Annotated in this window: 20 protein-coding genes; 2 read left to right on the forward strand and 18 right to left on the reverse strand. The window is 49.5% G+C overall.

What is annotated here, in order from left to right; all coding sequences use genetic code 11:
* The first annotated feature begins 224 nt into the window (after positions 1-224).
* Both AC5FXQ_RS19840 and AC5FXQ_RS19845 read left to right on the forward strand, forming a co-directional pair.
* Positions 225-488, forward strand: a complete 264-nt coding sequence (locus AC5FXQ_RS19840; RefSeq protein WP_493604152.1) for a hypothetical protein — start codon at positions 225-227, stop codon at positions 486-488.
* Positions 489-577: 89 nt separating this feature from the next.
* Positions 578-703 (forward strand): hypothetical protein, encoded by a 126-nt coding sequence (locus AC5FXQ_RS19845; RefSeq protein ID WP_493604153.1) that lies wholly within the window; start codon positions 578-580, stop codon positions 701-703.
* Between the two features lie 63 nt (positions 704-766).
* Here AC5FXQ_RS19845 and AC5FXQ_RS19850 read toward each other — a convergent pair whose 3' ends face one another.
* The 18 genes from AC5FXQ_RS19850 to AC5FXQ_RS19935 form a co-directional block, all read right to left on the reverse strand.
* Positions 767-1,450, reverse strand: coding sequence for a hypothetical protein (locus AC5FXQ_RS19850; protein WP_493604154.1), 684 nt, complete (start codon positions 1,448-1,450; stop codon positions 767-769).
* 471 nt (positions 1,451-1,921) lie between these two features.
* A complete protein-coding gene (locus tag AC5FXQ_RS19855) occupies positions 1,922-2,284 on the reverse strand; it encodes a DUF1622 domain-containing protein (protein WP_493604155.1) in 363 nt (120 codons plus the stop codon).
* Between the two features lie 21 nt (positions 2,285-2,305).
* Entirely contained in the window at positions 2,306-3,079 is a 774-nt protein-coding gene (locus AC5FXQ_RS19860; protein ID WP_493604156.1) for an MBL fold metallo-hydrolase, read from the reverse strand.
* Positions 3,080-3,160: 81 nt separating this feature from the next.
* Positions 3,161-4,531, reverse strand: a complete 1,371-nt coding sequence (locus AC5FXQ_RS19865; RefSeq protein WP_493604157.1) for an amidohydrolase family protein — start codon at positions 4,529-4,531, stop codon at positions 3,161-3,163.
* A gap of 200 nt (positions 4,532-4,731) precedes the next feature.
* Positions 4,732-5,427 carry an ABC transporter ATP-binding protein gene (locus AC5FXQ_RS19870; RefSeq protein WP_493604171.1) on the reverse strand — a complete coding sequence of 232 codons (696 nt, stop codon included), beginning with the start codon at positions 5,425-5,427 and terminating at the stop codon, positions 4,732-4,734.
* Positions 5,428-5,481: 54 nt separating this feature from the next.
* On the reverse strand, positions 5,482-6,957 hold the full coding sequence (locus AC5FXQ_RS19875) for a DUF5687 family protein (RefSeq protein ID WP_493604158.1): 1,476 nt from the start codon (positions 6,955-6,957) through the stop codon (positions 5,482-5,484).
* 81 nt (positions 6,958-7,038) lie between these two features.
* Positions 7,039-8,514, reverse strand: coding sequence for a serine/threonine protein kinase (locus AC5FXQ_RS19880; protein WP_493604159.1), 1,476 nt, complete (start codon positions 8,512-8,514; stop codon positions 7,039-7,041).
* A 196-nt stretch (positions 8,515-8,710) separates the two neighbouring features.
* Complete coding sequence (locus AC5FXQ_RS19885; protein WP_493604160.1) at positions 8,711-11,161, reverse strand: T9SS type A sorting domain-containing protein; 2,451 nt, start codon at positions 11,159-11,161, stop codon at positions 8,711-8,713.
* A 572-nt stretch (positions 11,162-11,733) separates the two neighbouring features.
* Positions 11,734-13,137: a T9SS type A sorting domain-containing protein gene (locus AC5FXQ_RS19890; RefSeq protein WP_493604161.1), complete on the reverse strand. Its 1,404-nt coding sequence runs from the start codon at positions 13,135-13,137 to the stop codon at positions 11,734-11,736.
* 371 nt (positions 13,138-13,508) lie between these two features.
* The gene (locus AC5FXQ_RS19895) at positions 13,509-14,573 is read right to left on the reverse strand and encodes a glycosyltransferase (RefSeq protein ID WP_493604162.1); all 1,065 of its coding nucleotides are present in this window, start codon (positions 14,571-14,573) and stop codon (positions 13,509-13,511) included.
* On the reverse strand, positions 14,570-15,550 hold the full coding sequence (locus tag AC5FXQ_RS19900) for a glycosyltransferase family 2 protein (protein ID WP_493604163.1): 981 nt from the start codon (positions 15,548-15,550) through the stop codon (positions 14,570-14,572). Before AC5FXQ_RS19900 ends, AC5FXQ_RS19895 begins: the two co-directional genes overlap by 4 nt.
* A 93-nt stretch (positions 15,551-15,643) precedes the next feature.
* On the reverse strand, positions 15,644-16,699 hold the full coding sequence (locus AC5FXQ_RS19905) for a glycosyltransferase family 2 protein (RefSeq protein ID WP_493604164.1): 1,056 nt from the start codon (positions 16,697-16,699) through the stop codon (positions 15,644-15,646).
* A complete protein-coding gene (locus AC5FXQ_RS19910) occupies positions 16,696-17,622 on the reverse strand; it encodes a glycosyltransferase family 2 protein (RefSeq protein WP_493604165.1) in 927 nt (308 codons plus the stop codon). Before AC5FXQ_RS19910 ends, AC5FXQ_RS19905 begins: the two co-directional genes overlap by 4 nt.
* Positions 17,623-17,629: 7 nt before the next feature.
* Positions 17,630-18,637, reverse strand: coding sequence for a polysaccharide deacetylase family protein (locus tag AC5FXQ_RS19915; RefSeq protein ID WP_493604166.1), 1,008 nt, complete (start codon positions 18,635-18,637; stop codon positions 17,630-17,632).
* A 9-nt stretch (positions 18,638-18,646) separates the two neighbouring features.
* Positions 18,647-20,266, reverse strand: a complete 1,620-nt coding sequence (locus tag AC5FXQ_RS19920) for a glycosyltransferase (RefSeq protein ID WP_493604167.1) — start codon at positions 20,264-20,266, stop codon at positions 18,647-18,649.
* Positions 20,267-20,268: 2 nt separating this feature from the next.
* A complete protein-coding gene (locus AC5FXQ_RS19925) occupies positions 20,269-21,528 on the reverse strand; it encodes a glycosyltransferase family 2 protein (protein ID WP_493604168.1) in 1,260 nt (419 codons plus the stop codon).
* 11 nt (positions 21,529-21,539) lie between these two features.
* The gene (locus AC5FXQ_RS19930) at positions 21,540-22,832 is read right to left on the reverse strand and encodes an ABC transporter ATP-binding protein (protein ID WP_493604169.1); all 1,293 of its coding nucleotides are present in this window, start codon (positions 22,830-22,832) and stop codon (positions 21,540-21,542) included.
* A gap of 11 nt (positions 22,833-22,843) precedes the next feature.
* Positions 22,844-23,698 carry an ABC transporter permease gene (locus AC5FXQ_RS19935; protein ID WP_493604170.1) on the reverse strand — a complete coding sequence of 285 codons (855 nt, stop codon included), beginning with the start codon at positions 23,696-23,698 and terminating at the stop codon, positions 22,844-22,846.
* Positions 23,699-24,533 lie beyond the last annotated feature (835 nt).

Here is a 24,533-nt window from a genome sequence, read left to right on the forward strand (position 1 = left end):
TGTTATATGAATAAATTGTAAAAAAGTTGTCTTATCTGCGTGAAATCCGCAGATATAGGAATAGCTAATACTCGAAACATGCTGCTAGCTGCAAGATTTGAGTCTAATCCGATAGAGTTTGGCAGCTAAGATGGAAGGTGCGTGCTACTGGAGGTATAGGAAAGAGGATATTTGCAGAGTACCAATTATAAAAAGCCTCGTACTAAACATAAAAGATGGTAGCTATGAGGTATGCTTTAGTATTACAGACAGATTTTCAGCACCCGACACATTGGGTATGCTATGGCTTTTCCGGCTCCCTGAGGCGCTTGCTGCTTCAGAATAAGTGTTTCGACCCCTCGGCCAAACTATACCTGGACAAGCATGGCCACAGGGGAGAGCCGCTGGAGCTTGTTGACTTGCCAAGCTGTGCGAACGGCGTGTATGCGCCTTTTATCATTTGCAAACTGGAGTGGCATCCGGGCCTGGCTTACCGGTTTGAGTTGTAGGTTGGTTGCTTACTGGTAGATACGAACCTTGAAAAAGGTGCCCATCTGAAGCTGAATGCCTTTTGTGCGGTTTTTACGTATAGAGGGACATGGAGATCATCATCATCGCATCGGTACTCGCCCTTTATACCGTTGGTTACTTCGTGTATTACATGTATGGCAGGGACAGAAAGAAAAAACGCCGGAAGAAGTTTTACGATCACTTCTGGCCATAAAAAAACAGGCTGCCCCATGGAGTAGGGCAGCCTGTTCTGCATAGTGGTATGATAAAGAGAAGCTTACACGTGTACTTTCTTCTGTAGCACGGCAATCTGCTCGTTTAGTTCTGCAACGAGGTTCATCTCTGTCTGTAGCTCACGCTTGATCTTGATCTCACGCTCACGGGCGTTCTTCTTGAAGTCCGCAAACTCACGGTCTATATCGTCAAACTCTTTTCTTTTCTGGTCTGTCACCTTTTTGCTGCTCTTGAACTGGGTATACACTACACCCAGCGCAATCAGTAGCAGGGCAATAATGGCCGTGTTGATGATCACGTATACCTGCTTGTGGATGGGTATGCCCAATACATGCAGGTTGTTTACCGCATCTTCGCTCTGCTGCACGGCAGCTTCTTTTTGAGCATTGTCCAGTTTCAGCGCTTCAATTTCCTTTTCCTGCTCGGTAATGCGCGCCTGTGCTGTCTCCAGGTCCTGTCGTGTTGCGTTCAGATCTTTCATCTGCTTCTGCTCCACCTCCTTGATTGTGGACTGTACACTTTGCCAGAATGAGTTAAGCAGGCCTACGTTCACCACTTTATACTCCCTGTTGCCTTCCATGTAGGAGTTGGACTTGCTTTTGAGATCGTTGAACTGTCCGGTCAAGGCAGTGGCTGATTTGTTCTCATCTTTAGCCGTTCCCTGCGCCTGCACTGCTGGCGCCGCTGTGGTCAGCACAATCAATAAGGAAAGAAAGAATGCTTTCATGTTGTTTTGAATAATGGTAAAAGTTGAATTGCGGTAAATATAAAAATAATATTTTTTTGAGAAAGTCGAATGCTTGGTTTTGTGCTCTAAATCCAAAAACCTTTTTACACTAACTTTAAAAGTTTATTTTTTATTGCCAAAACTGACTCAAAAGATCATCCGGGTTGCTATGTTAAGTGAACGCATTTACCGGCTTTTCATTCCCGCTTAACACGCCCCGTTCCGTTAAAGTTCTGAGCACTAGCAGCAATTAGCCAACAGGGGACCTGCCGTACCACTACTGCGTCAGCATCAGCATGAAGGCCGGGAAGCTCTAATGCTGCCTTAAGTGGGACAGGCGGCATATGCTTAGCACCAAATAGATAAGCGATGCTCTAAAAGTGAGGTGCATACCGGTAGAGGCATAGCAGCAGGTATAGCATGTTAGACTACGTACCAGGGGGATGGTTTTAAAGATATAGAGGAGGGGAACTATAAGGGATGTTCTGCTTCAGGTCTTCTGGGTTGCCAGGGAAAACGACCCTCGAGCTCTACCTGCAGGGAGAGGCTCAGGAAGGTCCTGATCAGCACGATCAGGCCGAGTGTGACCACCCGATCCATGGAGGGCTCCGTGACCACAGTCGCGATGATGTCGGCGGCAACCAGTATCTCGAGCCCCAGCAGGATCGCTTTGCCGAGTTCGTGGCGCAGCACTTTGTAAGAACGGCGGGAATTGTGCCGTAGCGGAAAAATAAAGCGGAAAAGCGCAATGGCCGCCCCGGTCGCAATGATCAGGACGCCAATCGCTTCTATGATACGGGCAACATATTCAATGTACAGCCTGGATTCGTGCATGCAGGGGTTGAGTCGTTTTGTTTACTTTTTATCTTTTTCCGGGTACCAGTTGCGCAGGCGTACCTCTATGTTCTGGTCACCTTCGTTTACTTTTCTCTTGAAGGCCTCTACATCGCTCAGGCCGTCCTGTCCCCGGTAGTGGTAAGGGTATACGATAGCAGGTTTGAACTCGAGCACAGCAGAGGCAGCCTGGTCGATATCCATGGTATAGGGCAGGTTCATGCAAACAAAGGCAACATCGATGTTGCGAAGCGCACGCATCTCCGGTATGTCTTCGGTGTCACCCGACAGGTATACGGTCTTGTCTGCGAACTCCAGCACATAGCCATTGCCACGGCCTTTGGTGTGGCGGGAGTCCTCGCTTTCGGGCAGGTTGTACATCGGCAGTGCCGCTATGGCAATGCCGAGTTGCTCGGTGTGCTCATTGTTACCGAGCACAACAGCACGCTTTTTAAAGTTCTCAGGCAGTTTATCAGCCACCGCTTGTGGCACCACAAAAGTCGCCTTGTCCGTGTTAATGGCCTCCAGGGTTTTCATATCGAGGTGGTCGCCGTGGATGTCGGTGATCAGGATCAGATCAGGAGCGGCTATACCTTTGAACACCTCGGCTCCGCCGTAGGGATCAACATAAATCGTTTTGCCATCCCAGGTGAAAGCCAGTGTGCCATGCAGCATAGGCTGTATAGTCAGGGGACCTTTTTCAGTTTCAATTCGATCTATGCCGTTCTTTTGCTGGGCTTGTGACCTGAGCATCAGCAGCAGGCCTGCCAGCATGAGTATGCCTTTCAATTTCATAGTTTTAGATTTAATATGATCAGGTTTTATCAATTGTCGGGTTCCTAACAGGTCAGACCGCTTTTGGTTATACCTACGACTCTATTTAGTTTTTTCCATCTTCTTCAGTTCCTGCTTTATATAGGTTTCGGGCAGATAGGTATGGCCAATTACTATACCTGCTATACGTTGGGTTTGGGAGATATCGTTGAGCGGGTTGCCATGCAGCAGGAGCATATCAGCAGTGGCTCCTACTTTCAGCACGCCTATATCGTCGCGATCGAAATACCTGCCGACATTGACCGTGCCTGTCCGGAGGGCATCGTAAGGGCTAAGTCCTGCCGCCACCAGGTATTCGAATTCCTGATGCGTAGAGATGCCGGGCACGTTAAACACCTGCGGCGCATCGCAGCCAAGCAGCAGTCCCACCTGATGGTCGTTGCAGTCTTTGATCAGTTTCCGGCGTAGGTCCACATACCTGTTGATGGCATCGGCATCGTAGCGTGGGTCTGCCATCAGTTTTTGTTTCGTAGCCACCCAGTTCTGCACCGTTTTAGGACTCATGTACTTCATCTCAGGCTTGCTGCCCAAAGTTTCAGGAGACTCTGCGGGTGACATCCAGCGTTCGGCGAGGGCCTGTGTGGGCACTACCCAGATGTTCTTCTCGCGCAGTGCGGTCATCAGTTTAGGTATTCGCGTCGTATCTGCGCGGTCTGCGATGTACATGGCAAAGAGGCCGGCCTCCTGCTCAGGTATAGCCTCCAGGCCAGGCACCAGGCTTTCCACAAATCCATCCATGTGGTCGATGGAGGCGTACCCGGCTTCTATGGCACGCCAAACACCTACGTCATAAGATACATGGCCGGCAAAAGGCATTCCGATTTGGTTGGCGGTGCTGGCAATAGCACCAAAGGTTTCGTTGTTGAGCCCCGGGTGAAGCTTCAGGAAATCGTATCCGGCCTGCTTTTGCTGCCGCACCATCTCAGCACCGGCTTCCGGCGTTTTGACGCTGTTTCCGTTCAGGGAGGGGCCGGAGGTATAGAATCTGGGGCCGATGAGTTCGCCAGACTGCAGTTTGCTGCGTAGCTCCAGGTGGCGCGGGTGGCCCAGCATGCCCCGGATGGTGGTGATGCCATGAAGGGTGAACAGCTGCAGTACTTCTTTCATCTGCTCCAGGTCGTCGACAGGCGGCACGTGGGCGTGCATCTCAGCCAATCCCGGCATCAGGTATTTTCCTTTGCCGTCCACGATCAGCGCATTTTTGCTGTGCTTCACTTTTGCGGCGCCACCAATGGCGGTTATCTTCCCGTCTTTTACCACTACCGTCTGGTTTTCGATCACCTGTTCCTTGTCCATCGGAATCAGGCTGACTCCCCGAAACACCACCTCCCGATCGCGGGAATTAACGGGCTGTTGTGCCAGGGCTGGGTATAAGCCGACAATCAGAAACAGGAGTAGAAAGGATGCCTTCATGTTGGAATGTTATAAAGGATGTAGTTGGTTAGTTAAAGTTAAAATTGGCTGATTTATATTGTATGTATGCTTAAAATTGTATGTATGCTTAAACGTAAAATATGCTATTAAGTCGATATGTATTCGGAGCGGCCCTCTTAGAAAGGCAAAAGCCACCAGATCGGGGATAGGTGGCTTTTAGTGTTGGCTATGTACTTAAGTTAAACTGTGAAGTAAGCCTCCAAAGCTTGCAGGGTATTTTCAGTGGTTTGCATATCCTGCACAATCTGTCCTTTCTCCAATATGACGATGCGTTTGCACACCTCCGTCACGTGGTTGAGGTCGTGGCTGGAGATGAGCATGGTCATACCGTATTGCTCGTGCAGGTTGCGTAACAGGTTCTTTAGCCTGATCTGGGAGCTAGGGTCGAGGTTGGCGAATGGCTCATCCAGAATCAGGAGTTCAGGGTGGGATAGGGCGGCAGCCGCTATACCTACCTTCTTCTGATTGCCTTTCGAAAAGTCGCGGATATACTTGCGCTGCTGCAGTACTTCGCCGTTGAACAGGTCAGTAAACGGCTGCAGACGCTCCTGTATGTCGCCGGTAGATAAGCCGTGCAAGTCACCGATGAATTTAAAGTATTCTTCCGGCGTCAGGTAGTCGATCAGGAAACCCTCATCGAGGTGTGAGCCGGTATAGTATTTCCAGGCGTCGGTGTGTGCCACGGGTATACCTTTGGAGGTAACCACGCCGTCTGTAGGGCGCACCAGGTCCAGCAGCATCCGGAACAGTGTGGTTTTGCCTGCCCCGTTGTTCCCCACCAGACCAATGGTTTCGCCGGGCGCAATGTGCAGCGCAGGTATGTTTACGACAGTAGCACTGCTGTAGGCCTTTACGAGATCTCTTACTTCAATCATATTCATTTCTTTTCAGGTATAGCTGATGTTTTCGTCTTCAGGTAGTTGTGGTGTTTAGTGCTGTCTGAAACCAGCAGCCAGGGTATACTTCCGGTCTTCAAGTCGTTTGGCCATCATGCGGAGCAGCTGGCGATGAAAAACGATGCCGAGTGCACCGCTCAGAGCGATGGCGAAAATGCCCCATTGCGGGATGTCCATGAAGGAGAAAGGCAGGAAGATCGCAATCGGCCCGAGCACCATGGGCAGCATCATCACAAACCTGGAGGCTCCCACACCCTGCCAGTTAAAGGCAGAGCCATTGCTTAGGTCGAGCCGGTCTTTGTTGAGTGCCGCAAAGTAAAGTACCACAATGCTATTCACTCCTATGTTAAAGAGGCAACTGGCCAGGTTGATAAGGAGTACTTTGGAGCCAAACAGGGCATAAGGGAGTGTCAGGACTGTGACCAGCAGTATAGAAGGCACAAACATCAGGTATTTGGCTTTCACATACTGGTACGTGGTGATGGGTCTGGTGAGCAGGGCATCGTAATGTGCGCTTTGCCAGGCTGGCACAAACTGACCGTAGTTGAACATCGGAGAGCCCGTCACAAAGATACCCACGAAAATAAGCATGCCCCAACCTTCCAGATACACCTTGTTGGTGTAGAAGATAAGGCCATAAAACAGCAGAAAAGCTGAAATCATCACCATGGATTTTGGTCGCTTGTGACGCCAGATCAGTTTCAATTCCAGCGCAATCAACTTTCCGGTATCACCAAACTTGTTCAGGAAAGCCATGTCGTTGCCCTCTACCGTAGCTACTTTTTTGATGAAGATTTCTTCCGGGTACAGGTGCTGCATCAGGAACCGGTAATTGAGCAGGTATGTCCCCACCAGGCCAAGCAAAGGCACAAACAGGAGCCAGGGCTGCTGCAGCAAGGCATCAAATGCCGCTACCGAAGCCTGGCGCAGTGACAGCAATTGCAAGTAGTCGAGCAGTATGAGGCCACCGACCACCAGTGCGAGGAGGAGCGTAAGCTTTGGATTAGAGGTAAGCTGACGCTTAAAGTAGATAAGAATGAAATTGTTGATGAATGTGAGTAGCAGGAGCGAGACCAGCCATACCAGCGCTATACCTGTACCATACACCGGCACCACCGCACGAAGCATAAATGGCACGAATACCAGCAGCATGAGCAGATTAAACACACTGGGTATGGAGCGCAGCAGCACGAAGTGCACCAGCTTGTTCCGCTTCAAGGGTAGGTGCAGGAAAGGCTGAATGGCCAGTACCGGCAAGTCCTGCAGCATGAAGCGCGAAACCAGGTCTATCAGAAAGTAAAAGAGCAGGAAGCTGTTGAACGAGACAACAGGACTTTGGTCCGGGTAAATCTCGGTAAGCAGTTTATGACTAAAAAAGCCAAGCGCAATAAAGATGAGCGCAAAGTAGACGATAAAGAAGCCGAGTATGATCTTTACCACCAGGCTTTTCTGGTAGGCTGGTGATCGGCGGCTCTGCTTCCATTGCAGACTAAGGAGTGTTCCGAGCATGACTGTGCAAAAATATATGACTTTCTAAATATTGTAAAATATGCTCAGAATGCCAAACTTAATGCACTACATGCCGGAAAATTATTGCGCAGCTATGATACTCACATTGATTTCGTCAATGGCATTTTCTTCCTCAGGGTCATAGATCACCTTGTCAATCACAATACTATTACCTTCCTCCGTACTCAACAGGATATCGATAAACTCACCTACGCCAAAGCTGCCTAAGGCAGCGCCGTGCATGCGGGCGTATATGATCGCATCCGGAGAAAAGTATTTTCGGATTTGTGTCCGCCACCGGTCGCGCACCTGCAGGGGGATCTCCTCATTGAGCAGACCGTTGAGGTAACCTTCCAGGCTGGTGGGTTGCGGGTAGGCGGGCTGTGCCGGGCGTGATGGGGCTGGCTTGGTAGCAGGCGGGGTTTGTTGTTTTTTGGTACGGGCTTGCGGCTTCTGGACGGCGGTCTGCCTTTTGGCTGGAGTGTCTGGCTTAGTCTCCTCCGGTGTGCTTGCCGCGACCGAGGTGTCCGTGATGGCAGACTGGGCAGTAGTTGTATCGGCGGCGGTCACAGCAACATCGGTAGCCAACTCCTCGCCGGGTACCTTCCATACTAAAAAGTAGTAAGCGGCAGCCAATGCACCTGCCAGCAACAGGAGCAGCAGCACCGGCCATAGTGGGGACCTTTTCTTATACACGATCGACTCTGCCGTCACATTGCCAAAAGCACCATAAGACTTCCAATTTCCATATTCCAGATAGTATGTTGCTTCTTCTGCAAGCACCTGTGCCGATGGTCTTTTCTCTGGGTCAGGGTGCAGGCAGGCTCGCACCAGATTGCTCAGTATACGGGAATAGGGCGCTGAAACGATTGGGATCTCCGCTCCCTGGCTTAGGCTAAGACCCCCATTGCCGAGCCATGGGGTCTCGCCGGTGCATAGTTCGTACAGACTTACACCGAGTGCAAACACGTCGCTGGCTCCCGAGTGTACAGGATGGGGACCAAACAGCTCAGGAGCGGCATAAGCTGTGCCCTGGGCCAGCGGGGTACCCGTAGCACGGTGCAGGAGCGTACGCAGCTGACTACTCAACGCAGGTACGGCCAGCAGGTAATTGCCATTCGCATCCAGTATGATATTGTCCGGATTTATCTGCCGATGCGACACCGGAGGCTGCTGTGTGTGCAGGTACGCCAGGGCGCTGCCTACCTGTGCTATCAGCAGGGCAACCTCTCGCTCAGGCAACGGTGCGGCCTGCGCTACTGTCTGCTGCGACTGTAGCGGAGCTACTTCAAAAGGAATGCCCTCGTGTACACCAAAATGGGTGGGTATAAGCAGGTGGGGGTGCTGTAACAGCGCCCGTTGTTCCTGCTCCCGCTGCAGCTGTTCCAGGCTGTGATGATCGAGCCGGATGTGTGGCGCATACAGCCTCAGCGTGACAGGAGCCCCTTCCGCAGTCCAGTCTTCAGCTTTCCATACTTCTTCAACCCTCCCTGAACTAAGCTGTTCCTTTAATAAGTAATGCGCTGCAAAAATGCCGTTCGTTTCCGGTATGCTCATAAAACCCCTGTATTCACATGGGGTAATACGGGAATGAGGAATTTAAGTGGTAAAATGGGGGAGGAGTAGCGATGGAAACCGTGGAGTGCGTCTCAAAACCAATGGCTTGATGAACACTAAATAAGTAGCTATTACCTATAAAAGCAGCAGGAGATCAACTGTTCTGTCGATCTCCTGCTGCTCGTGAACGTTATGTTTACTTATCCAGCATCAGTTTAAGTGTCTTAGTCATGCTTTGGGTTTGCAGTTTTATGAAATACAATCCCTTAGGGAGGTTGGCTCCATCTACTTCAAGCCTGTTTACTTTACCGGGAACGGCGCTTCCCTCCTGAAGTCTTGCCACCAGCATTCCCTTGGCATCATAGATAGTAATGGCGTAGTCACTTGCTTCCTGTACGGAAAAATCCAGTGTTGCTTTATGCGTAAATGGATTTGGATATACCTTAAACTCGTCAGTCAGAAGCTCTGCCTGCTCTAAGCTGGCCGATGTATTCCCTGCAAAGCCCGAAGACACTACTTGGAATGTTAAGGTCAGCGGCTCGCCCATCGTTCCGGAGCCATTGCTGCCCGTGTACGGGGTGGCGCGGAGGGTGTAGGTGCCCGTGGCCGGCGGGTTCCAGTTGCCGTAGTAGTAGTTGCCGCGGCCGTCGTCGCCGAACAGGGCGTAGGGAGCGGCGTTGTCGGTGTAGGTCCTGGACTGGGTGCCCGAGAGCTCAAGTTTGACGCTGCCCACCGCCCCGGGCGAGGTGTTGGCCCGGATGTTGAGCTTGGTGCTCGGGAGCTCGGAGAGCACGATCACCGCCCCGTCCCGGAGCTGGAAGTGGTCCTGCTCGGTGTGGGAGTTGACCAGCGTGAAGCTCACCACCTGCTGCTGGCTGGTGGTGGCCGTGAAGGTGGCCGTCACCGCCTTGCTGCGGTCCATGGTCAGGGTGAGCGGGTTGGCGGAGCCCGAGGCGTCCCCGCTCCAGCCGGCGAAGGCGAAGCCCGCGGCCGGGGTGGCCGTCAGGGAGACGGCGCTGCCGGCCGCGTAGGTCGCCTGATCGGGGCTCCTGCTAACCGTGCCGCCGCCCACCGTGCTCACCGCCAGAGTGTACTGTGTGGTGGGGGTTCCTTCTTTCACTACGTTGAAGGTTATCAAAAGCGGCTCGCCCGCCGTTCCGGTGCCGTTGCTGCCCGTGTACGGGGTAGCGCGGAGGGTGTAGGTGCCCGTGGCCGGCGGGTTCCAGTTGCCGTAGTAGTAGTTGCCGCGGCCGTCGTCGCCGAACAGGGCGTAGGGAGCGGCGTTGTCGGTGTAGGTCCTGGACTGGGTGCCCGAGAGCTCAAGTTTGACGCTGCCCACCGCCCCGGGCGAGGTGTTGGCCCGGATGTTGAGCTTGGTGCTCGGGAGCTCGGAGAGCACGATCACCGCCCCGTCCCGGAGCTGGAAGTGGTCCTGCTCGGTGTGGGAGTTAACGAGCGTGAAGCTCACAACCTGCTGCTCTGTAGAAGGTGCATCAGCTGTTCTGAAACTCCAGACAGAAGACCAGGCACTGGTTCCGTTTGCATTACTGGCCCGTACGCGCCAATAGTAAGTCGTACTGTTGCTCAGGCTGCTGACCGAAACGGAAGTGCTTTGAATGTTCGATTGGTTGAAGACTATGCTCGAGAAGTTGGAAGTGGTCGATATCTGAGCCTGGTAGGAGCCGGCCCCTTGTGCCGCTTGCCAACTTATACCTACAGGTATGCTCAGGCTTGAGGCATTGTGGGCTGGTGAAGCCGGAATAGGCGTTGCCGGCGGTGTGATAGTAATCTGGTCACTGGCCAGTACACCAACTACGCTGGAGCTGCTAGTCGCCATCACCACAACATCCGATGTGTAATTGTCTTTGCTGCTGGTGGCATCGTTATAGTTGCCACTCATGAGTGTCATCTCTGAACTAAAACTGATGTTGGAAGCAGATGTCTCTTTATATAAGATGTTGCCGCCGTTGTTTGAAGATGTATAGATAACCTTCACTTTTCCGATAGACTCATTCAAGATAACAATAGGGCGGGTACCTCTATCGCTTACTCCGTATAAGTTGTCCCATACACCATTTGGTCGTCGCACGAGCAGCGCTATTTCGGGATAGCCTCTGGTACCGTACTCTGTTTTAACAGCGCAGTACAATGTGCCGTCGCTGGCTATGGCCATATTAAGATGATCATCGGCCATGCCATCTCCTATGTTCTGTGCTGACTGCGAGGCCGGCACTTCGTCAGCGGACCAGTTGTCGGGTGCATCGCCATCCTGATGTGTTTTAAAGCCGAACCTGTTGGTATTCTGGTTTGACCATAGCACGCCAATTTTGCCAGGCATGGCTATTACAGCACATATATCATCGTCATCTACTCCTGTAGCAATTTTCACAGGCGGACTCCAGTTGGTATAGGGTGAATCACTCCATCGGACATTTATATCACTCACGCCTGCTGAAGCCAGCCACATTCTACCAGTACCGTCAATATCAATAGTCGCGGTTTCAACCCCCTGATCCATTGTCAGGCCGACAGTAGAGGTTCTTCTTGACCAAAGCTTGTAGGTGCCCTGCGCATAATCATACTCGACAGAGGCCATTTGGGAAGAAGCACCCTGGTACAACAAAATATGCGTTACATCTCCTGCCACCTTGCAATCTGCCTTGGAGGAAGTGCGTGTGGTAAGTCTGAGTACACTAGTCCAGCTTGTACCATCTAGTCGCCAAAGGTGGGTTCCGCTAGAATTTGGAAACACAGCCCACCATTTCCCGGCATGCTTCCAGGGTTTGGACTGTGGTTTTTCGCCAGTACTAGCTGTAGTTGGTTCAGGGCTGAGGTTTTGAATGGAGCTAAAGCCCGCAGATTGTTGCGCCACAGCCTGAAAGCTAAGGAATACTGAAAGAATTACAAGGAAGGTAAATTTGATATTCATTTTCATAGGAGCTTGTAATGGAAATTGTATTTATAAAATGACATTCAGGGTAAGTATGAGACGTGTGACAGCAACTCAATTAATATCAAAAACTGGAGATACAGCTGAGTAGTGTTTTATTAATATGATTAAACCAAAATAAAGTTGTGTTTAACTGGTTGTTTTTAGTGAGAGAGTTTTAATTTTGAGTATATGTACTGAGGCTGGAGTACTATTCGACAAATTATACTTAGCTGATATGAGTCAATAGCGGCAATGCCGAGTGTATAAAGATGCGACAGCACCTTGTCTCACCTCTCCTGAATTACCTTGAGGGCTCGTACAGACTTGCTTGTTTGTAACCTCACCATGTAAAGGCCCCGAGCCACATCTTTCAGGTCGACTGTATTGAGTTCTCCGGCCTGTGCTCTTCCTTTACTGAGCGTGGCAATACGGGCTCCTTTGCTGTCAAAAAGCAGGAGTTCATATTCGTCATCTTCCTGGAGCGTGAAGTAGACAGTGGTTTTGACGATGAAAGGGTTGGGGTATACAACAAAGGACCTGAAAGAAGGCACCAGATCAGGGCAATTCACCAGGGAAGGGGTGCCGTTATTGATGAGCACCCCGTGTGCATGAGTTTTGTTAGAAAATAAGATCGCTACTTCTGACTTGAAAGCACCTTTGCTACTACTAACGTTGTCAAATTTTCCACCCATCAGTGTCAGCTGGGGTCCGAAATTTATGTTAGCAAGCGAAGTAGATCTGTATAGGATATCTCCTCCATCTTCTACAGATGAGTAAATAACTATGAGTCTGTTCAATGTTTCATCCAGTAGGGCAACAGGGCGTGTCCCATATTCTGATATACCATACATTTCATCCCACTTACCGGAGGGGCGACGCACCAGCAGCGCGATAGTGGGATAACCAGGTAGGTCATAGCTTGTTTTGACAGCGCAATATAGAGTACCATCGCTGGCTATAGCAAAGTTGACATGGTCATCCGCCATACCCTTGCCGACATTCAGAGCCGAATGGGAGGCGGGCACTTCATCTGCAGACCATTGGGTTGGAGGAGCGCCATCTTGATGTGTTTTGAAACCAAACCTTCTGTTATTTTGATTAGACCAGAAAACGCCCACCTTCCCAGGTAAGGAGACCACACCCGCTATGTCATCATTCTTTACACCTGTGGCGAGTGTGATAGGGGAGCTCCAGGTGGTATAAGGGGCATCGCTCCAGCGCACATTTATTTTGTTTACAGCATCAGAAGCCAGCCACATCCTGCCTTTGCTGTCAATATCGATGGAGGCAGTCTCTACTCCGTTGTCGAGCTTTATATCAACCGTTGTGGGTCTTTGGGACCAGCGTTTATAGGTATTCTGCGACTCAATATATTCTATTGATACCAGAAAAGCCTTGTTGTTCAGGGATTTGGTTGAGTCTTCTGCTTCTGATACAATGTTGGTGATCGGTGTTATCTCCTCAAAGAGTAGCACATGCACCACAGCACCTTCCACCTTGCAATCGGCTTTGGTGACAGTGCTTGTAGAGAGGGTCATCACACGTGTCCAGCTATTATCGTCGAGGCGCCACAAATGCGTGCCACTGGTGTCGGGCAACACGGTCCATTGCGTGCAGGCATAGCTCCATACCTTCGACTGAGGTTTTTCGCCTGTATTTTTACTGACAGCAAGCCTGGTAAGCCGTTCCACAGAACTTAAGCCCTGAATTTCCTGTGCAGACAAGGCCAGAGAAAAGAAGGATGTAAATAAAAATAGTACAGTAATAAATTTATTCATAAAATCCCTGATAAGCCCACAACCAATAGAGAATAAGCAGCTTAATAGAGCTTATCCTGCCTCACAAAATTATATTTATACCCAGTTGCCTATAAAAAATGCAGCTGTACTGTAAGCGTTCACTGAATTCAGCTTTGTGGCTTGTAGCTACTGCTGAGAGCTGAAGTATTCTAGTATAATATATATGTTAATTGTGATAATAAGTTGTACTTAGTGGTCGTAAAATTTGTAGTTCAGGATATTTTTATATAAAGATGTGTATGGGAATGGAGGGGATTTAATGCTTAGCTGGCAGTTTGCATATCAACCATGACCTTGGCGGGCTCATGACTGCTTTTTTTTTGGAGCGCATTCTGATTGAACTTTAGAATGGCATCGAAATTCTGCTTCATGTTTTTATGATTCTTAAAACTATAAAGCTTCGTCTTAAGAGATACGAGTTTGATTGTGTTGAGCTTTGCTGCCTCTGAATCAGCTGGGAGGTATAGTTTAGCTGCCAGCAATGGCAGCGTTTTTAATAAGTATGAGCCTACGATGCGAAGGCACATCAGTCGGAAAACAAGCGTGTTTTTGCTGCCCATGTTCACATGGATGCGGTAAGGCATGATCACCTCAAAACACCTGGCGCCTTCTGAAATGAACCGGATGAAGTATGCCCAGTCAAGTCGGGCTGCTGGCATGAAATGCTTGAACTGAAGCTTGTCTTCGTACCAGATGGTATAGCCTGTCATGGCGATCGCATAGCAAAGTTCATAGTCACCACCCGCTGTTAGTGTGCCGGCCATCCGATCGGTGAGCAGTGGCTTGAAGCCAGCATGCAGGAGCGTATTATAGGCTGACTTCCGTATGACGCAACCTGCGCCATACACAAACTGCCTCCTTACCGGACCTGCTGATTTCGCCTGAGGGCCATTTGCAAAAAAGCCGTGCCCGAGCGCCCATGTTGGGGGAGGCGATTCAAACACGAGCTCGCCGTTACCTCCCAGCACTCCAATTTCCGGATGTGACGTCATAAGCTGATAGGCCAGGCTCAGGTAATCAGGGCAAAGCCAATTGTCGTCGTCGCAGAACAAAACAAACTCATAGTTTGCATGGCTCAGCGCGAGCTCACGGGCATACGTCAGGCCCTGCCTCGGCTGGTGGAACAGGTGCAATAGAGTCGGCTGGCCCTGCTTCTCCCATTCCGCAAGCACAACTTCGGAGGTGTTGTCAGTAGAGGCATTGTCAACTACCAGTACCTCCCAGTTTACATGGGGGCTAATGCGCTGGTTGGCAATGTGGCGGATCGTTTCTGGAAGAAGCTTCGCCCCATTGTAAGTGCATATCACAATCGAAATACCTAACCTCATATCCTGCTGAATTTTAATGTAAAGTAAAGTTTTGCTGCCATCAGGTAAATAAGGGGGCTGGTGTGAAACCGCAGTGCGTTCTTGATGTGAGCCTCCACCAATTGCTTGTTGTGCAGGCTGTGCCATAGACGTGCTGCTATATTAAGCGTATAAGTAGCATAGTATTTTTTTGAATTTCGGAGTATGGAATGCTTCTGACTATCTGGTAGATGGTTTTGAATCAGTAGCATGGCCTTGTAAAGGTCCTGCAAGTGCTCCCCTTTCAAAAACTTGCTATTGGTGATTGAAGTAGTGTGCTGCCTGTATTCTGCCAGTGTAAGCGGTGTATAGGCCGTCGGGTAATAGCGTGCTATCCGTACCCACATCTCCCAGTCTTCTCCGTAATTCACTCCATAAAAAGCCCCCAGCTGTTCGTATACCTCTCTGCGCACTGTCATGGCAGCATACTGAACCAACTGTTTTTCCCCTATCCTCGCCAGCCAGTTTGACAGTATGCCATCCTGTTTCATTTCAGGCTTCTTTTGCGATACAACCTGACCCTGTTCGTTGATACTGCAATAGCCGCTGAAGGCAGCACCTGCTGATGGGAATCGCTCAAAGAGCTGTTCTATCCTGGTATAATAGCCTGGCCTGACCTTATCGTCCCCGTGCAGGAGATGCACAAGCTTTCCTTTTGAGCGGTTGATGCAGGTTTCAAAATTTCGTAGACTTCCGACGTTCTGCACCTGTCTGAAATATTGGATGCGTCCCCTACCAACCTCAGCAACTAGCTTTTCAATATCTGCGTCCGTGCTGGCATCATCTACCACCTCAATCTGCATTTCCGCTTCAGGTATACCTTGTGCCAGCACGCTCCTTAAAGTGTCCTTTAGGTAGGTAGCACAGTTATACACCGGTATCATCACTGACCAGGTAGGTCTGTGGTGTATACCTTGAAGTGGCGCGATTTGGGGAGGAGAAGGGGGTATGCTATGCATCAAATAAAACAGTTATATTAATGTAAGTAGTCTTCCCTTATGTAATAGTAATACGATGAGTTATTGAATTTAGTAAGATAAAATGTGATTATTTTAGTTGGTGATCGAGTTGTTACTGGGCATTAGTGCGGTTCCATACCTGAGTTTGCTTTTGAGCAAAGATTTGAAGCTCCTTACCAGGCTGCGTACTGGTTCTACTCTCATTCGAAACCATACCTGACTATGGAGGGGGAGGTGTTGGATCAGCGCCCTGATGATGAACTCCCGTTTATACCTGGCGGCCAGCTTCACGCTTTCTGCCTCCAGGTTAGGGTTTTGTTTCCTTAAAATACACTGGGTTATATAATCTAGCTCCCGGATGCAGCTTATCCATCGACGCAGATCCTGTTCTGCGATGAGTGGCTCGAAATTATGCCTGTAGCATTGAATAAAACTACTCGGAATAGTATAATGGCTGCCTGCGAAATAGCGTAGATTGCGCAGTACCTGCTGCTGCTGCGCCGATTCGTACTCTTCCCTCCTTAATACCTGGTGTAGGCTCTGGTCAGTCACTCTGTAGTCCAGCAATACTTCGGGCAGGTTGTAGAATCTGTATTTCCGGGTGAGTTGCCAGAAGAGCTCAAAGTCTTCTGAGTAAGCAGCAGTATAGAGCCCTGCTTCCTGAACAGCCTCTTTCCGGTACATCACTGTGGGGTGATATAGCCAGCAGATAAAAGTCAGGTTATAATAAAAGTGCTCACTCCTCATCTTATCCTGCCTGATAAAGCGTCCGTCTTCTCCGATCACCCTGACCATGGACGAAATAAGGGCGCAGTCTGGGTTTGCCTGCATGTACAAGTACTGCACCTGTAGCCTGTCCGGATAACTGATGTCATCTGCGTCCATTCTGGCTATAAGGCTGGTTGTGGCCAGTCCTATACCTTTGTTCAGGGTAGCCGTGATACCTATATTCGCTTCGTTCAGGTATAGCCTGATGCGGGGGTCATCATAAGATTGTATGATAGCCACACTATTGTCAGTTGAGCCATCGTCGATGATGATGAACTCAAATTCCCGGAATGTCTGTTGCAGTATGCTGTCAACAGCTGCTGCCAGAAATTTCCCGGCGTTATACACCGGCATCAGAACCGTTAGCTTGGGAACCTTCATCTGACAAGTGACTTGAATCCTTTCTTAATAACTCCTTTTACTTTTGAGGGGAAGGTAACCGCTGCAAAATAGAGGCGCGGATAACGGTAAGGTATAAGCGCTCTTTTTAACAATCCCGCTGTCGTGCTCTCCTCCAGTTGAGACTCCTGCAGATAATCTTCCAGCCACTCCAGGAAATAGCGGCGGACCATGTGGTAGTGACCATCAGATTTCACCTTCTCCACAATAGAGCCGGTACGCTGTCGGTATTTGTTCAGGCAGGCAGATGAGATGTATACCTTTTCCTGCAGGTATATCTTATGAAGAAAAGCCTGGTCTTCATACAGCTGAAACTCCTTCGTGAAAGACTCCTCAAAACCTCCGGCCCGGTCAATGGCTTCTCTGGTCAGCATAAGGCCTGATGGGCATGGTGCAGCGCCTGTATGAAGCGGGTACAGGTATGAGGTGAGCGCTCCGGGTGCATAAGCCCTGTCCTGGGGGGCGCCAACAGGTATAGGAATGTCCTGCTGATCAGGGTGTTCCCAGCTATACCAGTACAAGGAGGCCTCCGCCACCATGGCAATTCCACTTTCCTTTTGAAATAAGGCGACCTGTTGTGACAGTTTCTGGGGAAGCCAGACATCATCGGCATCCAGGAAAGCGATCAGCTCTCCCCGTGCCCGCTCTATACCTGTGTTGCGGCTGGCACTCAGGCCTCTGTTGATATGCCCCGGATGCTCATGGTAGAAAACCTTGCCAGGGTACCGTGCTGCATACGCTTGTGCTATAGCGGTACTCTGATCAGTTGAGCCGTCATCTACAAGTATCAGTTCCCAGTGCGTGTAATCCTGCTGCAGGACACTCTCGATAGCCTCGCCTAAGAATCTTTTCTCATTGAGGAAAGCTGTGATCACCGAGACAAGAGGGGTAGGGTTTGTTTGCATAGCAGTGTTAAGTTAGTGCCCATTTCCGGAGCGTTTTTGCAAAAGCTTCTCCTGTCATATCGTTCACCTGGAATCGGCCGATGCGGTGCTGGTGCGTTCGTTTGTTGACCGTGCAACCTTCCGTGGTAAATGCGGCATTAAAAGAAGCAGCCTCTGCCGCCTGTAAGGTAGCCGCATTGTAATGCCCATAGGGGTAAGCCATTAGTGAAATGCGATTACCGGTCAGTTCCTGGAGTATATCTCTGTTAGTTGCCATTTCAGCCTTCTGAAACTCAAAGCCATGATACCCCAAAGCAGGGTGCGTCACCGTATGTGCCCCTATATCAAATAGCTGCTGCTTTGCCAGTTCAGCAAGCTGGCCTGATGACATGCTTCTGTAAGCAGGCCGATGCACTACTTCAGTTCTTGTCCAGTCCCGGATCTGTTGCAGAAGTTCCTGTATTTCGCTGTCCGGAAACACCCGCATCGCCATCCACAATGCCAGAAACAGTTCGCTGCGCCTGGTGGTCGGGGGGGAAAGGCATGCTTTCCAGTGCATGTGCTGCTGCCGCAGAGCTTCCGACATTTCAGTTTCCTGACTCAGGTCTTTTTTTATGAGCACTCCCTTTACTTCCATGGCGAATGTAGCAGGCAGATGCGCTGCGTAAAGTATAAGGTTTTCCAGTTCATCCCACCAAAACTCCCGCTCTGTTCCTAAGTTGCAGGACGTCACAAAGAAGGTAGCCGGTAACCGGTATTTCTCTAGCAGTGGCTTTGCCGTTTCATAGTTGTCGATGTAGCCGTCGTCAAATGACAATGCGATCAGGCGCTTCCGGCGTTTTTTTTCTTTTGCTCTGGCGGCAAGTTCGTGCAGGGGTACGACCTCACCTGTCTGGCTTAACACCTTTAGCTGTTCCTCAAAATTTGCGGGGCTGACAGCAAGGTCCCAGATATCGGTTTCCGGTGCCGCTATACGGTGGTACATCAGCACAAGCGCTTTCGGCTCCAGGTATTTCTGTATGAAGTGGCGGATCATAGGTATACGCTACAGCTTTTGGGCTTTCACTGTCACGATCACCTGGTAATGCGGGTCGTGAAAGTTGAGTTTGGACGGTGGTACCTCCTGCAGGCCCATGCCATACAGAAAAGCGGACGCCGTCAGTACATTCCCAAAAGTGCCAACTGTGACCTTGCTCTCCGGGAATGTTTCGTCCATCACTTTGCGCATCGCTTTGTCTGTAAAAGCCCAGTACCAGGTGTTCTTCCATTCGCCATGGTCAATCGGAGTAATACCCGGCACAGTCAGAAGCAGGACGCCCCCCGACTTCAGGATCCGGTGGCAGGTACGGAGTGCGGCTTTAAAGTCGTAGATCAAATGCAGGGTCTGGGTGAGGATGATACAGTCAAACATACTGTCAGGTATGTGTGGGGCATCGCTTATATCACCAGTATAGGTCGCTGCTTTGTTGGTCGAGTCCACGTGCAGTATATCGCTTTTGGTGACCTGCTTTCCTCCAAACTGCAAGGTATAGGCATTGTCACCGATCTCGAGCACATTGCCTTGTATATGCTGTGATTCACTGCTAAGGAAGCCCTCAATATAATATCGGTCCACAGGGCCACCCCGGTCATAGCCAAATTCTTTGCTGAAAGGAGTGACTCTGTCAAAGTCCCCCAATGCCACTGCTCCCGGAGCAGGAACATGGTTGTTGTACAGCCCCATGCTGTACAGCATTCTGAGTGTAAAGGCTGGTGCGTATTTTTTGACTTGAGCTTTGAACATGGCTGTGTTTTTTTTCAGGATGTATTTATAATAAAGAGGCCGCCCGTGCAGCTTAAGAAGTTGAAGGTTCTCTGCGGAAACAGTGGCTTTGGGCTGACGGAGGCTTTTCCATACCTCTGAGCAGTAGTAGTTTATCCACACTTCCTGTCCTCGCAGGTAAGCCTTCTGTTCATGTTCAGACTTCAGTTCTTTTTTCTGGCGATCCAGTACGCCCAGCACACCTCCCAGCATAGCCGGAATGTTGTTTGACATATTGGCCGTGTGAATGCGATAGGCCGCGATTTTGTCCTGGTGATGGATTACCGGGTATTTTCTGGTTATCTTCAGGTATAGGTCATAGTCTTCGCAGTTGCGCAGCATGGTATCGAACTGAAACTCCGAAAACACCCATTTGCGGAAAAGGACGGTCGAAATCATGCCAATGTAGTTGCCCTGGAGTAGGTGCAGATAATGGTCTGCGCTGACCTGTGATGCCTCTTCCTTCACCAGGCCTTCCTCCACGTACACTTTATGGTGGGCTCCTGACACAAAGGCAAGTTGCTCATGCCGGAGCAGGTACGACACATTGGTCGTTATGGCGCCCGGCAGGAGCCAGTCGTCTGCATCCAGAAAAAGCAGGAAGTCGCCGGAAGCGTTTTTTATACCTGTGTTCCGGGCCGAAGACAGCCCCTGATTAGGCTGGTGTACATATTTGACAGCACGATAGGTGCCTGCTATTGCTTTCGTATAGTCAGTAGATCCATCGTCCACCACTACGACCTCTACAGCAGGATAGTCCTGGGTGAGCGCACTCTCGATCGCTCCGGCCAAAAAATGTCCCTGGTTGTAACAGGGTATTACAACGGACACCAAAGGGTTTAACTGAGAACCTGTCTTATTCATACCTACTGCTTCGAGTGCTGCCTGTTTTTGAAATAGTAATTCAGTCCTGACAAAACACCGAGCATCTCTACAAACAGTGTTTTGTGACGATAGCGGTAGTTGGGGAATCCTGACTTTAAGAGCTGTGCATACTGCTTGGGCAATCGCCAGAGCAGGTGCCTGATGTAGCCTGCCTTTTGTTGACGTTGCTGGATCAGAGCAGCGGCGGCGTGGCCCCGCATATAGTAGAAAATCTGCTTCTTCAGACCTTCAATCTCCCTGCGGTGCTCATGATAAGCGATTGCCCTGGGGTTGTAGTGAATGGTGTGTCCCTTGATCAGGATTCTGTACCACATCTCAGAATCGCCACTGCAGCCGGCCGCGCCAACATCCAGGAGCTCATCAAAATACCCTACCTGCTCAAATATCTCTTTTCTGAAGGCCATGTTTGCCCCGGCCCCGATCACCCAGACCGGCGGCCCCTGCGATAGCGTGGCCTGAATAAATTCGGGCGTATAGAAAATGTCTGTGTAGCCACGGTTAAAACTCCAGTGCTTTTCAAAAATGAACTGCGCCTCGGTTTTCAATTCAGATGCGATCACCAGGCCTGTCATAGCTGCTATACCTGGGTCCTGAAAAGTATTCCATACCTGGTAAGCCCACAAGGGGTGGACCGTGACATCATCGTCTACATAGGCGACAACTGGAGCGTTCGCTTTTCTTGCACCCGTGTTTCTGGCGATATCAAGCCCTGGACGTGGCTCCTTTATATAAGTAACCTCCCCGAACTGCTTTACAGCCTCAGCTGATGCGTCATTTGAAGGGGCATTGTCTACGACAATGATCTCTTGTGGGCGGCAGGGCAGACTTAAGAGCATACGAAGACAGTTTTGCAGTTGAGAAGGCCTGTCACGGGTGCAAATAACGGCTGCTATTGGCACCCTGTCAGGTATAGCCTCCTGTGAAACCGGAGGAAACAGGTTGTTCATCCAGCTTTCCAATGCGTGAAATTCCTTTTGGTGAATCCACTCTTGCCAGTCAACAAGGGGTGCCTTTTCTTCATTCTCATAGAATCCTATGGCTGGGGCAATCGCCTCGATCAGTTTATCGTGGTAGCTTGTCTCTGTTAAGCGTTGCTTCGGGGGCATGAAAACATGTCCCAAAGCCCTGTCATGCCACCAAAAAACAAGGTAATTGCCTCGGTCATGGGTGGTCAGAGCAGGGACTGACAATCCTTCCTGGAGGTAGATGTGGCTAATCTGATAGGGTAGATGGTTGCGCATAGGGATGTAGTTTAAATGCCTTCATGCGGAATCATGATCTCTGCCTGTCGCAGCTGGATGGGAAACTGAGGGCGCACAGCACCCCACCACTTGCCGTACCACTGAATATTTTCACGATAATCCTCCAGCTCGAACCTGAGGCACTCTTCATGGTAGTAAAGCGAAATAGAGGTATCCCGCACAATGATGATCGAAACGTAGTAGGAGCCGTCATTCAGAAAGTTGCCAGGTATCGTGCATTCTCCCTCAACGAGGCCTTTGGCACAGCATACAGCCGGGGAGGGGAGGTCAAAAATACATTCGCCGCCGGCTGTGAACAGGTGGAGGCCAATACTCAGGACAGCTTCCTCCTGCATGTTCCAGAATTGAACCCTGACTATAAGTGGTGTACGGATATCCATTGGCGCATCCGGGGATGCAAGCTGGGGCTCAAGCTCCACAGACCGCATACGCACCAGTTCATTTCCGGGGGCTTCGTCCGGTGTTTGCCATACCTGCAGCAGGTGGGCGTCCTGGGTGCTGGTCAGGTACTTGTTTACTACGGCGGTCGAAGGACCAAATGCCTGCATTTTGCCCTGGTTCAGCCACACTGCTTTGTCGCACAGGTTTTTGATGGCCTGCATGCTGTGGCTCACAAAGAGAATCGTTCTTCCCTCCGCCTGTGACACCTCCCGCATTTTGCCCAGGCACTTCTTCTGAAAGTCAGCGTCACCCACCGCCAGTACTTCATCCACGATCAGAATATCGGGCTCCAGGTGGGCTGCGACAGCAAATGCCAGTCGCACATACATACCCGATGAATAACGCTTAACAGGGGTGTCGATAAACTGCTCTACCCCTGAAAAGGCAACGATCTCATCAAACTTGCGCTTGATCTCAGGTTTGCTCATACCTAGTATATACCCACTGATGTAAATGTTCTCTCTGCCGGTAAGCTCCTGGTGAAAGCCCGTGCCCACTTCCAGCAAGCTGCTTACCTTGCCCTTGCCTCGTACCGTACCGTGGGTAGGGCGTACAATGCGGGAGATTATTTTGAGCAGGGTGGACTTGCCAGACCCGTTCTTGCCAATAATGCCGATCGCCTCCCCGTGTTTCACCTCCAGGTTGATGTTCTGCAAAGCCATGATCATATCTGGCAAAGCTTTGTGCTGGCACTCATGATTGACCTGAAAGAATGGATCTTCCTTTCGGAGGATATTGGCGGTCCACCAGCGCTGCAGGTCCTGCCTGAAAGAGCCGGTGCCTATCACGCCGAGGCGATACATCTTGTACAGGTTTTCTATTTCTATGACGGTTTCAGACATGTGGCGCAGGTTTAGACTACATCGATCAGTTTATCTCCCTGCTTATTGAAAAGCAGCATAGAGCCTGTAAGCAGCACAACTGTAAAAGACAGGCTATAGATGAAATGAACCAGTGTAAGGGTGCCTTCTCCCAGGATAGACAATCGGAACAGCTCAAAGACAGGTGTGATAGGGTTTAGCTCTACCAGCCAGCGCATGTTCTCAGGGACGGCCGCCAGTGGGTATATGACCGGTGTTACAAACATAAGAAGGCGAATGCCTAGTGCCACAAGATTCGACATGTCACGGTACTTGGCTGTGAGAATGGAGAACAGCAGGCCCATACCCAAACTAATGCCAGCCGTCAGCAGAATTGCCACAGGGAAAGCTAAGAGCCAGAGCCCTGTCTGTAGCTGTAAATCCGTTGTGATGCTATAGTAAAAGACGATTCCCAGAAACATTATCAATTGCATCGCAAAGCGCAGCAGTTGTGTGCCGATAACCGATATAGGCATGATGATACGAGGGAAGTATACCTTACTGAAAACCTGCACATTTTCCTTAAATGTGCTGGCCGTGCCGGTAAAACTATCGCTCAGGAAGTTCCAGAGCACTATACCTGCAGCATAAAATAGGACAGGCGGTAAGGTACCGGTGGAAATGCCGGCAATTTTATGAAAGACTATCACAAATGTTACCAGTGTCAGTACCGGTTGAAACAAGATCCAGATGGGTCCTAAAACAGTCTGCTGGTAGTTTAGTATAAAGTTACGCCTTACTAAACCAATCAACAGATGGCGATATGACCATAGCTCCTTTAGACTATGATTCCATACGCTGGTTTTGCTACTGATCTCCCAATCCCACTCCTGCGTAGCTATTGGCATATTTCAAATTTTTATAATAATACAACTATTATTACTCTGATTTGCCTAAAATGTTCTGATCAGGCTTAGGTATTTCAGTTAAGCTTCTCTTTGTTTCTAGAGCTAAGTCATGCGTAGTATCGGGGTTACTCTAGCCATATTTTAAAAATCTCTACAAACCGCCATTTAATAGACTTATCTGAGCCTCCCTTAGTGGATTGCGTCCATGAATTCTTTCCTTAAACTGAAAAAGATTACCGGCTGAATATAATAACCTGGACATGTTATTCGTTTTGTCCTAATTTGTCATGTGTTGTGGGGTTCTATGCGTTTTGCACTAAAACATTAAGTTGGCTATTGTGATAAAGTGTATCCAATATCTTGCATCTGTGATGTGTCTTAATGGTTTGATTTAGTTATACATATAAGCAAATATTTATCTATCTGATAAATTTTATAATTGAAAAGTTATAAATTAAAACAAGATTAAAGGAGCGATTTTATATAGTGGATATAAAATGGTTACATGACTTATTGTGCTTATATAATATTAAACAAGAAATTTATGGCAAATTGGGGCTTTTGGAGCTATCGGGTTTTCATTTTTGGAATTAAGTCTTTTACATTTGTCAAACGCTATTAACGAAAATGTTCAAAATAATTGAAGCGTGTGAATTCGTTAAGAGTCGACTGTAAGAGGATGTAAAACCTTAAATGAGAGTGTGTATGATAAGACTTTTAAGTGTGGGCAAACTCTAATTGCCAGATGAAATTTTTGTTAAACTTACTAAAAGCACTGGCTGCTAGTGCTTTATATAGAATTGTCCTTAGCAGTTAAAATACAATAACCAATTAA

It is taken from the genome of Pontibacter sp. LHS1, assembly GCF_058932855.1.

Bases quoted from the DNA above. Each gene is read 5' to 3' on its own strand.
- AC5FXQ_RS19840 (WP_493604152.1), top strand. From the start codon at position 225: ATGAGGTATGCTTTAGTATTACAGACAGATTTTCAGCACCCGACACAT.
- AC5FXQ_RS19845 (WP_493604153.1), top strand. From the start codon at position 578: ATGGAGATCATCATCATCGCATCGGTACTCGCCCTTTATACCGTTGGT.
- AC5FXQ_RS19850 (WP_493604154.1), bottom strand. From the start codon at position 1,450: ATGAAAGCATTCTTTCTTTCCTTATTGATTGTGCTGACCACAGCGGCG.
- AC5FXQ_RS19855 (WP_493604155.1), bottom strand. From the start codon at position 2,284: ATGCACGAATCCAGGCTGTACATTGAATATGTTGCCCGTATCATAGAA.
- AC5FXQ_RS19860 (WP_493604156.1), bottom strand. From the start codon at position 3,079: ATGAAATTGAAAGGCATACTCATGCTGGCAGGCCTGCTGCTGATGCTC.
- AC5FXQ_RS19865 (WP_493604157.1), bottom strand. From the start codon at position 4,531: ATGAAGGCATCCTTTCTACTCCTGTTTCTGATTGTCGGCTTATACCCA.
- AC5FXQ_RS19870 (WP_493604171.1), bottom strand. From the start codon at position 5,427: ATGATTGAAGTAAGAGATCTCGTAAAGGCCTACAGCAGTGCTACTGTC.
- AC5FXQ_RS19875 (WP_493604158.1), bottom strand. From the start codon at position 6,957: ATGCTCGGAACACTCCTTAGTCTGCAATGGAAGCAGAGCCGCCGATCA.
- AC5FXQ_RS19880 (WP_493604159.1), bottom strand. From the start codon at position 8,514: ATGAGCATACCGGAAACGAACGGCATTTTTGCAGCGCATTACTTATTA.
- AC5FXQ_RS19895 (WP_493604162.1), bottom strand. From the start codon at position 14,573: ATGAGGTTAGGTATTTCGATTGTGATATGCACTTACAATGGGGCGAAG.
- AC5FXQ_RS19900 (WP_493604163.1), bottom strand. From the start codon at position 15,550: ATGCATAGCATACCCCCTTCTCCTCCCCAAATCGCGCCACTTCAAGGT.
- AC5FXQ_RS19905 (WP_493604164.1), bottom strand. From the start codon at position 16,699: ATGAAGGTTCCCAAGCTAACGGTTCTGATGCCGGTGTATAACGCCGGG.
- AC5FXQ_RS19910 (WP_493604165.1), bottom strand. From the start codon at position 17,622: ATGCAAACAAACCCTACCCCTCTTGTCTCGGTGATCACAGCTTTCCTC.
- AC5FXQ_RS19915 (WP_493604166.1), bottom strand. From the start codon at position 18,637: ATGATCCGCCACTTCATACAGAAATACCTGGAGCCGAAAGCGCTTGTG.
- AC5FXQ_RS19920 (WP_493604167.1), bottom strand. From the start codon at position 20,266: ATGAATAAGACAGGTTCTCAGTTAAACCCTTTGGTGTCCGTTGTAATA.
- AC5FXQ_RS19925 (WP_493604168.1), bottom strand. From the start codon at position 21,528: ATGCGCAACCATCTACCCTATCAGATTAGCCACATCTACCTCCAGGAA.
- AC5FXQ_RS19930 (WP_493604169.1), bottom strand. From the start codon at position 22,832: ATGTCTGAAACCGTCATAGAAATAGAAAACCTGTACAAGATGTATCGC.
- AC5FXQ_RS19935 (WP_493604170.1), bottom strand. From the start codon at position 23,698: ATGCCAATAGCTACGCAGGAGTGGGATTGGGAGATCAGTAGCAAAACC.